This window comes from Anaerobutyricum hallii, from assembly GCF_900209925.1.
GTDB lineage: Bacteria > Bacillota > Clostridia > Lachnospirales > Lachnospiraceae > Anaerobutyricum > Anaerobutyricum soehngenii.
The window spans coordinates 1,339,859-1,352,401 of sequence record NZ_LT907978.1 but is presented as its reverse complement, the minus strand read 5'-3'; the positions used below and the strand labels follow the sequence as shown (position 1 = coordinate 1,352,401).

The window sequence follows — 12,543 nt, the reverse complement described above, 5'->3', positions numbered from 1 at the left end:
ATATTATCAATTGAATTTATATATTTATTGAGGTGATTATATTGAAGGAAAAATACAACGAATCCGCTGAAAACTATTTAGAAACGATTTTAGTTCTCAGCAAAAAACTTCCTGTTGTTCGTTCCGTTGATATTGCCAATGAGCTTGACTTTAAAAAATCGAGTGTAAGTATTGCTATGAAGAATCTTCGTGAGAAGAATCACATCACAGTAACAGATGCCGGATATATCTATCTTACAGAATCCGGAAAGGCAATTGCTGATATGATCTATGAACGACATCGGATACTTACATCCTGTTTGGAGAAATTAGGTGTTTCCGCAGAAATTGCAGAAAAGGATGCCTGCAAGATAGAACATATTATCAGTAAAGAAAGCTTTGAAGCAATCAAAAAACATGTAAAGACGAACATAGAATAATTGAATATCAACATTAAAAAAGGAATGGTATCTACGATCTGCTATCGATTGATACTATTCCTTTTTACTTTCTATTTTGTATTTTTAGATTACTCTGCTTATATCCATCAAAGAGCAGTAGTACTGCCGGTATCCTTCTCGTTCTCTCAGATAAAATACTTTGGTATATACAGACATCTTTTGCTCTCCTTCACGTAAAAGATGAATCATTCCATCCGCACCAAGCACCGGATTTTCAAATGCTTTTTCTATCATTCGGTGGAACACACATCGTTCCTCTTCCGGTATTCTCTTTAAAAATTCTCTTTGAATATCTTCTTCAAAATGCTGTTCTCCGATCATTCGAAAATATTGTTCGTTTACGCGAGTAACTTTAATATCTCCACCGAATACTTCAAAAAAAACTACCGGTCCTAACACATTATTTAACATACTGTCACTGACAAAATTCGTGTCTATAAATTCACGAATATGCATCGGTTCAACTTGTTTGTAAACAAGCCCCTGGGTATCAATCTGTCTTTTATCTCTTAATAATTCTTCAAACTTCTTAATCGGCAATGGTTTATAATAATAAAAACCCTGTATATAACGACACCCTAATTTCTGTACGAACTTCTCCTGACTTTCATTCTCTACCCCTTCAACAACAATAGGGAGATGCAAAAGTCCAGCCATGTTTACGATTGCTTCCAGAATATTAGCACTTTTTTGTCTCTCCTCTTCCTTAAATTGCAAAAAGCGCATATCAAGCTTCAACACATCAACTGGTATATTCTTTAACATATTTAAAGAAGAGTAGCCACAGCCAAAATCATCCATCATAACAACCAAACCTCTGTTTCGAAGAGTATTTACTGCATGTGATATCCTGTTATTATTCTCTGTATAGGCACTCTCTGTAATCTCAATCTTAATGAGATATTCTGGAATCTGATACTTCTCAAGCAAGGAAAAAATATACTTTGGAACATCCATTTCAAATATATCGATACGAGATACATTAATAGAAATCGGAACAGGAGAATATCCCTGATCAATCCAACCTCTAAGCCACTGACAAACCTTCTCCCAGACATAACGATCTAATCGATCTATCATCTTATTCTTTTCTAACACTGGGATAAATCCCCCTGGTAAAAGAACTTCACCATCAGGTTTCTGCCATCGTACTAAGGCCTCCGCTCCTACAATCTGTCCGGTTGCAATATTACATTGTGGCTGTGCAAAAAAGGTAAACTCTTCTTTTTGTAACCCTTCTTCTATTGCTGCCAAAAGATAAACTTCTTCTTCCAAACAAGATTCCATTTCCATCGTATATCGACAAATATGCCACTTATAATCTTCTTCTGCATGAGACAAAGCAAGCATTGCATGATCATACATCAATTCTGGTAAAACAGAAGTATCTTCTATTGTATATACACCAAACAGAGGGAAAAAGGCGGATGTGTTATTCCACTTACTAAACTTCTTTATAATCTTCTGACGGATATTATTAAGTACTTCATCATCATCCGGCAAAAAAGCGACAAAATTATCTCCACCTAAATACGCATCAATTCCGTCATATTCTAACGCACTTTGTTTCAGACAGGTATAAATATAACGAATGACTTCATCCCCTGAACTTCTCCCATACAATTTATTAAAAAGGCGGAAATGTTCAATATCAATTGCTACTATGCAATATGTGTTCGGAAGAATTTCCGGAAGTCGCTTCCGAAGCCTTTCCATAAAAGAATGGTTATAATAATAATCACTTAAATTGTTACTGTTCATCGTTCCTTTTACCTTACCTGTCCTTATTTTTGCAATATCTGTCATCGCCAAATCCTGTTTTTTATTCTAGCATACTTTCTGCAAATATACCATAACCCATTTTAGGATTATCAATTAAAACATGGGTCACTGCTCCAACTAACTTTCCATTTTGTAAAATAGGACTGCCACTGAGTCCCTGTATGATTCCACCGGTGAGTGCGATCAGTTCCGGATCGGTCACTTTTATCTTTAGAGTTTTTAAAGAATCTTTTTCATGAAGAAAGATTTTTTCTATTTCTATGGAATACTCTTTACTTTTTCCACTGATACTGCTTCTTAAATATGCTCTTCCTGTCTGTATTTCTGATTTTTTTGCGACAGGAAGTTTTTCACCCACACAAAATTCTTTTTTATTTTTTATCATTTTTCCAAATATACCGCCTGTTGTATTCGCATATATTTCTCCCAGATAATTTTGCGGCACATAATTGATCGTTCCAATTACTTCACCCGGCTTACCTGCCTTTCCTTTTAGGATAGAGGCGATATCGGCCCGGTAAGCACTTCCTCCTTCTATCAGAAACTGCACTCCGATATCTCCATCACTAATTCCATGCCCAAGCGCCGCAAAAGTTCCATCTTCTCTGATAAAAGTAATCGTTCCTATCCCCTGTGTATCATTCCTTATCCATACCCCAATCTGATAACAATTATTTTTACCTGAATACACTGGTTTTATTTTTATTTTTATTATTTTATTTTTTCTTTTAACGGTTAAAACAATTTCTTTTTCCCTATTTTTTTGTAATAAATGTATAAATTGCTGTTTTGTCGTGATCCTCTGTCCATTTAAAGTGAGAATATAGTCTCCTGCTTTTATTTTACAGGCGGCCGGACAAACAGCTTTTCCATTCTGACATTCTACCTGCTGTAATCCGAGAACAAGAATTCCTTCTGTTTTTACATAAATACCAATCGGAACACCTGATGCATAAACCTTTGTATTCTTCTCCTTCTGGGATAACTTTCTGTTCTGCCTCTGTATCTGCGCAGAAAATACATCTTCTGATTGCAGACAAGACCCGTATCTTCCTATGACTGACAAGATGAAAACCAACAAGATAATATAGAACCCTTTTAAATTTTTCCTCATAAAAAATGCCCCCATATCTAAGTTTTCACTTAGTATGGCAGGCATACTGCTGTTTCAAACAGACATATTTTACTGTTTTGCCAGGGTACGCATTTCCCTTGCATTCTGCAAAACGGCATCTGTAATACGAACACCGCCAAGCATTCTGGCAAGTTCTTTTACAGATTCTTCTTCGGTAAGTAAATAAATATTACTGATCGTAGAATTGGAATCACTTGTTTTTTCGATAAGATAATGTGCATCTGCCATTGCCGCAATCTGAGGCAGATGTGTAATAGCGATTACCTGTCGCTTTTTCGCGATGCAGGCAAGCCTTTCCGAAACTTTCTGCGCTGTTCGTCCGCTGATTCCGGTATCAATTTCATCAAAAATCAATGTTTCTATTCCCTCTTCATCTGCAAGAATCGACTTAATTGCCAGCATGATTCGGGAAAGTTCACCGCCAGATGCGATTTCATGCAACGGTCTGACTGTCTGGCCAGGATTCGTAGAAATCATAAAACAAACCGTATCTCTTCCATGAGGAGAGTACTGTGCTGACTGCTCAAAGGCAATTTCAAATTCTACATCTAAAAAATTAAGATCGCGCAGCGCTTCTTTAATCAACTGCGTTAAAGGAATTGCCGCATCTTTTCGCAAAGAAGTCAGTTTATCGCACTGTATATCTAGCTTTTCTCTCACTTTAGATAATTCCCTTTTTATCTTGGAAATATACTCTTCATAATTGGAAAGTTTTTCATATTTTTCAACGCTGTCATCATGATATTTTTGTATTTTTTCTATGGAATCTCCATACTTTGCTTTTAAATGATTAATAAGATTTAACCGATCTTCCAGTTCAGCAAACTGCTCTCCATCAAACTCCATAGAATCTATATATCCGGACAGCTCTCTGTTAAAATCATTAAGCAACGAATCTATCGTTTGCAGCTGTTCCGTTAGTCCCTTCGCCCCGGCATCCATGCTTTCTACCGTATATAACTTTTGTACTGCTGAACCAATTAAATCTCCTGCGCAGCCACTTTGTCCTGCCGTCATTTCATGTACTGCTGAACAATCAGAAAGAATTTCTCTCGCATGAGACACTTTCTGATATTGCGCTTCTAATGTCTCATCCTCTCCTGACTGTAAATTGGCCTCTTCAATCTCCTGAATCTCATATTTTAAAAACTCCATCTCCCGGATTCTCTGCTCTTCTCCCATATTCTGTTCAGAAAGCGTTTGCCTAAGTTCCTGGTATTCATGATAAAGAGATGCTGTTTTTTCCTTTATTGGCGTAATCAGATTCCTATGGTAACTATCAATGATCTTTAAATGATTCTGCGGTTTTAAAAGAAGCTGATTTTCATGCTGCCCGCTAAGATCAAGAAGAAGGGGTGAAAGCTCTTTTAATCTTCCGATTGTTACACTGATATCATTTACTTTATTAATCACACGATGATTGGTAATTCTTCTTGATATGATAATCTCACCATCTTCAAACGGAATTTCAAATTCTTCCATCTTTTTTCGTACAGCCTCGCTCTTCGTATGAAAGATCAGTTCAATTAATGCACTATCACAGCCATTTCTTATCATATCCTTTGGAATCTTTGCACCAAGTGCAGATTGAATCGACCCGATCAGGATTGATTTACCTGCACCGGTTTCTCCGGTAAGTATATTCAGATGATCTGTAAAATCTACTTCTGTTTCCTCGATAAGTGCCAGATTTTTAACGTGTAAATTTATGAGCATAGCAACCTCCGATGTTAACGATGTCCTTTCATAATTGTGTCAATTTCCTTCATGACTTCTTCCACCATAGAAGTTTCTTTCACCACACACATGATCGTGTCGTCTCCGGCAATACACCCCAGCACTCCATGAAGAGAAATAGAATCTATTGCCGCCGCACATGCCATCGCCATGCCTGGAACAGTTTTCAGTACTAAAATATTTTCCGCATTGTCCATGTGAAGGATTCCTTCTGACAATACTCTTTTATACTTACTGGAAACATGAATATCCTCTGCTTGAATCGGTGCATATTTCTGTCTTCCATTTGCACCGGTAACCTTGGTAAGTTTTAATTCGCGGATATCTCTCGAAACGGTTCCCTGCGTAGAAGAAAATCCTGCTTCTGACAATTTTTTCGTCAGTTCTTCCTGTGTTTCTATATCATTTGTCCGGATAATCTCCAGTATTTTTTCCTGTCGTTTTCCCTTCATTTATTATCTCCACTTCTGTTATAAAAGCTTCTCCTTCAAAATCTGTACAAAGCTGACTTCCGTTGCCTTAATAAACGGAGTTACCTCCTGCGATTTATATATTTTCACCTGGTCCCCAGGAAACAGAGAAAGGCCTTCTCTTCCATCAAAAGAAATGATTGCCTCTTCCTTTATGTTGCTTCTGATCTGTTCTACTTCCACTGTTACAACATCTTCCTTTGCAAGGACGATGCTTCGTGCGGTCAGGGAATGCGGACAGATTGGGGTGATCACAAAGTTTTTACAGGTCGGATTGATGATCGGACCACCGGCGGATAAATTATATCCGGTAGAGCCGGTTGGAGTACAGACGATCACTCCATCTGCACGATAACGGTCAATGACTGAACCATTGATATCTACCTTTAATCCAATAACTCTGGATGCTCCAAAGCGATTAATGTTAAAGTCATTTAATGCAATATATGTCGCTGCCTTTTCTCCCTGTTTATATACCTCCGCAGTGAGCATAATGCGATTTTCTACCTGGTACTGATCCTGGAGCAGTAAATCCAGAGTCTTTGACAAATCTGCAAGGTTCACATCTGCAAGAAATCCAAGTGTTCCAAGATTAATTCCCAGTAACGGAATATTACTTCCAACAAGCATCCTTGCTGCCGCAAGAATGGTTCCATCCCCTCCGATTACTAAAATACACTGTGTTCCTTCCGGTATATCAATCGAAGAGACATCTCTGTCATATTGGTCATAGATATTACATACTGCACCCAATCTTGAAATATGATGTCTAATCTGTTCTGTAATTTCAAGATTAATATCTTTTTGTTTATTTGCAATAATAAAAAAATTGTTCATGGTGTCTATTTTGCCGCATCACGATGAGAAAGAGACTGGTGGGATGCGGTAACGACATCCGGTATCATCTTCTCATCAATCTGGCTTTCCTCCGGTCTGTTTAATAAATGCAATAAATACTCTATGTTGCCCTCCGGTCCTTTGATCGGAGAATAGTCAAGATGCAGTAAAGAAAAACCAAGTGCCGCAGCAAAATCCATAATCTGTTTTATTACATCTTCATGAACGGCCCGGTCTCTTACAACACCTTTTTTACCAACCTTCTCCCTGCCTGCTTCAAACTGTGGTTTGATGAGGCAGACAACCTGTCCTCCTTCTTTCAGACATGCTTTTACCGGTGGTAAAATCTTTGTAAGTGAGATAAAGGAAACGTCAATCGAAATAAAATCGACCAGCTCTCCAATATCCTCCGGCTTCACATAACGCATATTCGTCTTTTCCATACAGACAACACGTTCATCATTCCGTAACTTCCAGTCAAGCTGTCCTCTTCCTACATCTACAGAAAATACTTTTACTGCTCCGTTTTGCAGCATGCAATCCGTAAATCCTCCGGTAGAAGCGCCAACATCCATGCACACTTTATCTTTTAAAGAAAATCCAAACTGTTCTACGGCTTTCTCCAGTTTTAATCCTCCACGACTCACGTATCTTAATGTGGAGCCATGGATTTCGATCGTTGCTGCTGCCTTTTCATCAAAAGTACTTCCTGCTTTATCTTCTCTTTGACCATTTACAAAAACAACTCCCGACATGATCATTGCTTTTGCTTTTTCTCTGGATGCAGCTAATCCCTGTTCTACTAATAATATATCCAAACGCTGTTTCATCTTAATTCATCCTATCTATTATTGACTTTACGATGGAATCGGCATCGATTCCGGCCTGTTCTCTTTGCTGTGCCACAGTGGCATGACGCACAAAATAATCTGATATTCCCAGTGACAGCAGATCATTATGATATTTATTTTTATGAAGGAAGGCAGAAACCATCTGACCATATCCTCCAATTAATTCATTCTCCTCTACGGTAACAATAAGCGGATACTTTGCCGCAAGCTCTCGTAATAAGTCTTCGTCCATTGGCCGAATAAAACGAACATTGACAAGACCCGGATTATATCCTTTTTCCTGAAGATGCTGTACTGCCTTTTCACACTCTTCCATGATACTTCCAACAGATAAGATCACGACATCCTGTCCTTCATGAATAACTTCACTTTTTCCAAGTTCTACAGGAGCGTTGTATTCAGAAAGTCCCTCATACACACTTCCCCTTGGATACTTCATAGCAATTGGTCCGTTATATTCTAAAGCAAACTTCATCATCTCCGGCATTTCCCTGCCATTTTTAGGAGCCATAAGTACCATGTTCGGAATATGGCCAAGATAGGAAATATCAAAAATACCCTGATGTGTTTCTCCATCTGCCCCTACAAGACCGGAACGGTCAATACAGAAAAATACCGGTAACTTCTGTATGCACACATCATGGAGAACCTGGTCATATCCTCTTTGTAAAAAAGAAGAATATACAGCAAATACCGGATGCATTCCCTGTGCCGCAAGACCTGCTGCAAAGGTAACGGCATGTTCTTCTGCGATACCTACATCAAAAAACCGTTTCGGATAATATTTTTTAAAACTTTTCAATCCGGTTCCGGATGGCATGGCAGCAGTAATTGCTACAATCTTTTTATTATTTTTTGCTAAGGCAACCAGACTATCCGCAAACACATCTGTATATGTCTTCTTCGTTTTCTTTGCTAAAAGCTCTCCGCTTTCTCTGTCAAATGGTCCGATTCCATGAAACTTTTCCGGATTCTTTTCGGCATTCTTATAGCCCATTCCCTTTCTGGTAATCGCATGGATCAATACCGGTCCCTCATGCTGCTTCGCCCGGTTAATCGCATGAATCAGTTCATAAATATCGTGCCCGTTTACAAGTCCGTAGTAAGTAATTCCCATATTTTCAAACAACATTCCTGGAATAAATAACTGCTTAATGGAATCTTTGGACTTCTTTAACGTTCTGGCAACGCTCTTTCCTACTCCCGGAATATTGTTCAGTGCACTTTCTACATTCTCTTTAAATTCACTGTAACTCTTTCTGGAACGCAGATCATTTAAATAACGGCTCATCCCGCCGACATTTTCTGAAATAGACATCTTATTATCATTTAAGATAATAATCATATTCTTTTTTTCTTTTCGGAGAATAGATAAATTATTTAACGCTTCATACGCCATTCCACCAGATAACGCGCCATCCCCGATCACTGCTACAACGGTATTATCTTTTTGTTCGAGGTCCCTTGCCACTGCCAGACCAAGTGCTGCAGAAATCGATGTGGAACTGTGACCTGTTCCAAACACATCACATTCACTTTCACTTCTTTTAGGAAAGCCACAAAGTCCATCCTTTTGCCGCAATGTTGAAAATTCGTCTTTTCTCCCTGTTAATATTTTATGAACGTAAGACTGATGTCCCACATCATATACAACTTTATCCTCCGGAAAACGAAGGCAGATATGCAGCGCCATCGTAATCTCTACTGCTCCCAGATTCGAAGCAAGATGTCCGCCTGTCTGACTTACATTATTCAAAAGAAAATCTCTGATTTCCTCTGCCAAAACCGGGTAGAGCTTAGGAGAAATCCTTTTAATATCATTTGGTTCTTTTATCTGATTTAATAAACGTACCATTACGCATCCTCCGAGAGTACATATTTTTAATTCTTTCTTCCAACTAAGTATAATAGCAGTTCTCGTAAAAAGTCATTCTTATATTCTAAAGCATCAAAAAGCTGTAATGCTTCCTCTGTATACTGCTTCGCATCTTCTCCGGACTGTTCTAAGCCACGAAAAAGTACATATGTATTCTTTCCGTTCTTTTCATCGCTCCCTGCTGGTTTTCCTAATGTCTCACTTGTACTCACTACATCAAGAATATCATCTTCTATCTGAAAAGCAATCCCAACTTTATTTGCAATCTTTTCTATGGTTGCTACTTCAACCTCTGATGCTCCGGCTAATACCGCTCCGATCATCATTGCACACTCGATCAGGGCTGCTGTTTTATTGTTGTGGATATACATCAACGTATCAAAACTTATTTCCTTATTCTCTTCTTCCACATCCACTGTCTGACCACCGATCATACCGTAGATTCCTGGCTTTTTCGCCAGAATCTGCACTGCTTTTGCTGTCGTTATATCCTGTGCGTCCCCACAAAATGCCTTTGATGCCGTTTCAAATGCATAATTTAATAAGGCATCTCCGGCAAGAATCGCCATCGCTTCTCCAAACTTTACGTGAGCTGTCGGGAGACCTCTTCGAAGATCATCATTATCAAGCGCCGGAAGATCATCATGAATCAGGGAATACGTATGAATCATCTCGATCGCAGCCATAAAAGGTTTTATTACGCTAAGGTCTTCCCCTCCAAACATCCTGTAAGTTTCCAGCATAAGCATCGGACGGAGACGCTTTCCTCCTGCCTTTACACTATAATTCATTGCAGTTAATACTGTCTTTTGCAATCCTTTTTCTTCCGGAAGAAACGGATAGATCATATTTTCAATCTGTTCAATCTTCATCGGAAGCTGTTCCTTTATGGATGGCTTCATTTTGTCCCTCCTGTAAGATAATTATCTCTTTTTGTGTTTTATCTAATGTCTGCGAACACTTATCTAAAAGCTTTACTCCTTTTTTATAAAGGTCCATCGAATCTGCTAAGCTGACTTCCTCTTCGGAAAGCTGCTCAATAATGTGTTCTAACTGTTCAAAGGCTTCTTCTATTGAAAACTTCGCTTTTGCCATATTTCAACCTCTTTACTTTTTATTCTTCTTCAGATGAACCGGTATTACTTCTGCCTCTCCATCTGAAAAGGTAAGGAAAAAAGGAACTTCTTTCTCCAGCTGTTCTATGGAAGCAACCGGTCGGCCATCTTTTGTCTGTGCAAATGCATAGCCTCCCTTTAATCGATTCGTTGGAGCAAGCCCGGAAAGCTGATCTACGTATCTTGAAAACATCTGCTGACGACTCCTGTACTTTTCTTTTATGGCCTGTGATAAACGATTCTCTAAGCGCTCATAGAGCAATTTATGTTTTAAAAGCTTTCTGTCCGGTCTTCCTGCTTCAAGCTGTCTTTGTAACAGAATCATCTGCTGCCGTAACTGCGCACACCTTTGTTCTGCCTGCATATCCAATGCTTCACGATAATTTGAAAGCTTTGTAAAAATGGACTGCATATCTGGAATCGCAAGCTCACAGGCTGCAGAAGGGGTTGCCGCACGAACATCCGCACAATAGTCAGCAATCGTCATATCAACTTCATGACCAGTTCCTGATATGATCGGCGTATCTGCCTCATAAATCGCATCCGCCACCGGCATCTCATTAAATGCCCACAAATCTTCTATCGAACCACCGCCGCGGCCGATAATAATAATATCCACACCAGCTTTATCAAAATATCGTATTCCTCTCGCAATCTCTGCCGATGCTCCTTCTCCCTGCACTTTTGCCGGATAAAGGTAAAGCTGTACCGTCTGATTCCTTCTTCTTGCAATACTCCTGATATCTTCGATTGCCGCTCCGGTAAGCGCCGTAACGATTCCAATCTTCTCCGGATAAGCAGGTAAAGGTTTCTTTCTTTCAAAATCAAAATAACCTTTTTCGGCAAGCTCCTGCTTGAGTCTTTCATAGCGGACATACAGTTCCCCCGCTCCCGCCAGTTCGATCTTTCGGACATATAACTGATAGGTGCCTGCCTGTTCATACACCGAAATATTTCCGCAAGCCTCAATCAGCTGTCCATCCTCCAGATGAAAAGCAAGTCCTTTAAACCGGTCAGAGGAAAACATAACACAGCGCAGTGTACTCTTTTCATCTTTTAAAGTAAAATAAATATGCCCGGAAGAATGATACTTACAGTTTGAAACTTCTCCCTTTAAATAAATCTTCTTCAGTGCATAGTCACTTTCAAAAATACGATGAATATAAGAATTGATCTGTGTTACAGAAAAAATATGCTTCATTAATATAAACCACCTCAATGTACTCCGCAGTTCCCATTCTCGCAGAGCGTTTTTGAATACCGGAACACCGTTCTTCGTAAAAGTAAAAAAGCGGCAGAGAATTCTTCCTGCCGCCTCATTCTTTTTCAGTTATCCAGGTACAGGTCACGAATTATTCGCTATGCCAGCTTCGCAAGAACTCCATTTATAAAACGGGGAGCTTCCTCACTGCAATAAATCTTCGCAAGCTCTACGGCCTCATTGATGGCAACTCCCGTAGGAATATTCGCATCATTTGTAATCTCATATACTGCAAGACGCAGGATAGCCAGTTCCGGCTTTCCAAGTCGTTCGAGTCTCCAGCCTTCACAAATAGAATGAATCTTGTCATCAATCTCCGGCAGACGCTTTAAAATGCTTCCGATCTTTGTCTCGATATAGAGCTGATCTTTCGCTTCCACATCCGGTCTTTCTTCAAAATACCACTTCATCTGCTCCTGCAACTCTTCCTGTGTATTAAATTCTATACGAAACAGTAAAAGAAAAATAGTTTCTCTTACCTTTCTTCTGGACATCTTCATGTGTCAAACCTCCGTTATCTTCAGTGTATTCTTGTAGTCAGTCTATTCATAATCCATCTGGATTCCGGCTATACGGATATTCACTTCAGAAACCGTAAGTCCTGTCATCGTTTCGATGGCACTCTTTACTTTATCCTGTACTTCCTGAGAAGTCTTCGGAATGCTCACACCATAATTCAGTACAAGATTCAGAGTAACATCTACCTGTGTTCCTGTGATCGTAACTTTCACGCCTTTAGACAGCTTCTTCATTCCAAGCTTACTTACGATCTCATTCGTAATATTCCCGGACATCTTGGCAACTCCATCTGTTTCTGTTGCCGCCAGACCGGCAATCACTGCAACAACTTCATCTGCGATCTGAACCTGTCCAACATCTTCTATGTTATAAACCGTATGATTTATCTTTGTATCTTTTTCTTTTCCCATGGAAACCTCCTTTTGTCTACAGCTCATAGAAAAGCACCTTCCATGTGCATAAAAAACACATGGAAAGTCTCTTAATAAAATGTAAACAATTTTATATCGATTTATTCTAT

Annotated in this window: 13 protein-coding genes; 1 reads left to right on the top strand and 12 read right to left on the bottom strand. The window is 39.1% G+C overall.

Features of this window, described 5'->3' with window-relative positions; all coding sequences use genetic code 11:
* Window positions 1-41 precede the first annotated feature (41 nt).
* Window positions 42-419: a metal-dependent transcriptional regulator gene (locus EHLA_RS06250; protein WP_021907574.1), complete on the top strand. Its 378-nt coding sequence runs from the start codon at window positions 42-44 to the stop codon at window positions 417-419.
* Window positions 420-503: 84 nt separating this feature from the next.
* On the opposite strand, the gene EHLA_RS06245 is transcribed toward EHLA_RS06250, so the two are convergent.
* From EHLA_RS06245 to EHLA_RS06190, 12 genes are all read right to left on the bottom strand, one after another.
* Window positions 504-2,246: a putative bifunctional diguanylate cyclase/phosphodiesterase gene (locus EHLA_RS06245; RefSeq protein WP_096239808.1), complete on the bottom strand. Its 1,743-nt coding sequence runs from the start codon at window positions 2,244-2,246 to the stop codon at window positions 504-506.
* A gap of 16 nt (window positions 2,247-2,262) precedes the next feature.
* Window positions 2,263-3,336, bottom strand: coding sequence for a SpoIVB peptidase (gene spoIVB, locus EHLA_RS06240; protein ID WP_157908556.1), 1,074 nt, complete (start codon window positions 3,334-3,336; stop codon window positions 2,263-2,265).
* 69 nt (window positions 3,337-3,405) lie between these two features.
* Window positions 3,406-5,073: a DNA repair protein RecN gene (recN, locus tag EHLA_RS06235; protein ID WP_096239804.1), complete on the bottom strand. Its 1,668-nt coding sequence runs from the start codon at window positions 5,071-5,073 to the stop codon at window positions 3,406-3,408.
* Between the two features lie 14 nt (window positions 5,074-5,087).
* Window positions 5,088-5,546, bottom strand: a complete 459-nt coding sequence (gene argR, locus EHLA_RS06230) for an arginine repressor (protein WP_021907578.1) — start codon at window positions 5,544-5,546, stop codon at window positions 5,088-5,090.
* 18 nt (window positions 5,547-5,564) lie between these two features.
* Window positions 5,565-6,401, bottom strand: a complete 837-nt coding sequence (locus EHLA_RS06225; protein WP_096239802.1) for an NAD(+)/NADH kinase — start codon at window positions 6,399-6,401, stop codon at window positions 5,565-5,567.
* 5 nt (window positions 6,402-6,406) lie between these two features.
* A complete protein-coding gene (locus EHLA_RS06220) occupies window positions 6,407-7,231 on the bottom strand; it encodes a TlyA family RNA methyltransferase (RefSeq protein WP_021907580.1) in 825 nt (274 codons plus the stop codon).
* 1 nt (window position 7,232) lies between these two features.
* Window positions 7,233-9,107 carry a 1-deoxy-D-xylulose-5-phosphate synthase gene (gene dxs, locus EHLA_RS06215; RefSeq protein WP_096239800.1) on the bottom strand — a complete coding sequence of 625 codons (1,875 nt, stop codon included), beginning with the start codon at window positions 9,105-9,107 and terminating at the stop codon, window positions 7,233-7,235.
* A 26-nt stretch (window positions 9,108-9,133) separates the two neighbouring features.
* Entirely contained in the window at window positions 9,134-10,030 is an 897-nt protein-coding gene (locus EHLA_RS06210) for a polyprenyl synthetase family protein (protein ID WP_096239798.1), read from the bottom strand.
* On the bottom strand, window positions 9,990-10,223 hold the full coding sequence (gene xseB, locus EHLA_RS06205) for an exodeoxyribonuclease VII small subunit (protein WP_096239796.1): 234 nt from the start codon (window positions 10,221-10,223) through the stop codon (window positions 9,990-9,992). The genes EHLA_RS06210 and xseB overlap by 41 nt, the downstream gene beginning before the upstream one ends.
* 12 nt (window positions 10,224-10,235) lie before the next feature.
* Entirely contained in the window at window positions 10,236-11,444 is a 1,209-nt protein-coding gene (gene xseA, locus EHLA_RS06200) for an exodeoxyribonuclease VII large subunit (RefSeq protein ID WP_096239794.1), read from the bottom strand.
* A 158-nt stretch (window positions 11,445-11,602) separates the two neighbouring features.
* A complete protein-coding gene (nusB, locus tag EHLA_RS06195) occupies window positions 11,603-11,998 on the bottom strand; it encodes a transcription antitermination factor NusB (RefSeq protein ID WP_096241570.1) in 396 nt (131 codons plus the stop codon).
* A gap of 48 nt (window positions 11,999-12,046) precedes the next feature.
* Window positions 12,047-12,433 carry an Asp23/Gls24 family envelope stress response protein gene (locus tag EHLA_RS06190; RefSeq protein WP_021907586.1) on the bottom strand — a complete coding sequence of 129 codons (387 nt, stop codon included), beginning with the start codon at window positions 12,431-12,433 and terminating at the stop codon, window positions 12,047-12,049.
* Between the last annotated feature and the right edge of the window lie 110 nt (window positions 12,434-12,543).

Excerpts from the sequence above, each read along its gene's own strand:
- recN (WP_096239804.1), bottom strand. The coding sequence starts at position 5,073 with ATGCTCATAAATTTACACGTTAAAAATCTGGCACTTATCGAGGAAACA.
- nusB (WP_096241570.1), bottom strand. The coding sequence starts at position 11,998 with ATGTCCAGAAGAAAGGTAAGAGAAACTATTTTTCTTTTACTGTTTCGT.
- argR (WP_021907578.1), bottom strand. The coding sequence starts at position 5,546 with ATGAAGGGAAAACGACAGGAAAAAATACTGGAGATTATCCGGACAAAT.
- EHLA_RS06225 (WP_096239802.1), bottom strand. The coding sequence starts at position 6,401 with ATGAACAATTTTTTTATTATTGCAAATAAACAAAAAGATATTAATCTT.
- EHLA_RS06245 (WP_096239808.1), bottom strand. The coding sequence starts at position 2,246 with ATGACAGATATTGCAAAAATAAGGACAGGTAAGGTAAAAGGAACGATG.
- xseA (WP_096239794.1), bottom strand. The coding sequence starts at position 11,444 with ATGAAGCATATTTTTTCTGTAACACAGATCAATTCTTATATTCATCGT.
- EHLA_RS06220 (WP_021907580.1), bottom strand. The coding sequence starts at position 7,231 with ATGAAACAGCGTTTGGATATATTATTAGTAGAACAGGGATTAGCTGCA.
- xseB (WP_096239796.1), bottom strand. The coding sequence starts at position 10,223 with ATGGCAAAAGCGAAGTTTTCAATAGAAGAAGCCTTTGAACAGTTAGAA.
- EHLA_RS06190 (WP_021907586.1), bottom strand. The coding sequence starts at position 12,433 with ATGGGAAAAGAAAAAGATACAAAGATAAATCATACGGTTTATAACATA.
- spoIVB (WP_157908556.1), bottom strand. The coding sequence starts at position 3,336 with ATGAGGAAAAATTTAAAAGGGTTCTATATTATCTTGTTGGTTTTCATC.
- dxs (WP_096239800.1), bottom strand. The coding sequence starts at position 9,107 with ATGGTACGTTTATTAAATCAGATAAAAGAACCAAATGATATTAAAAGG.
- EHLA_RS06210 (WP_096239798.1), bottom strand. The coding sequence starts at position 10,030 with ATGAAGCCATCCATAAAGGAACAGCTTCCGATGAAGATTGAACAGATT.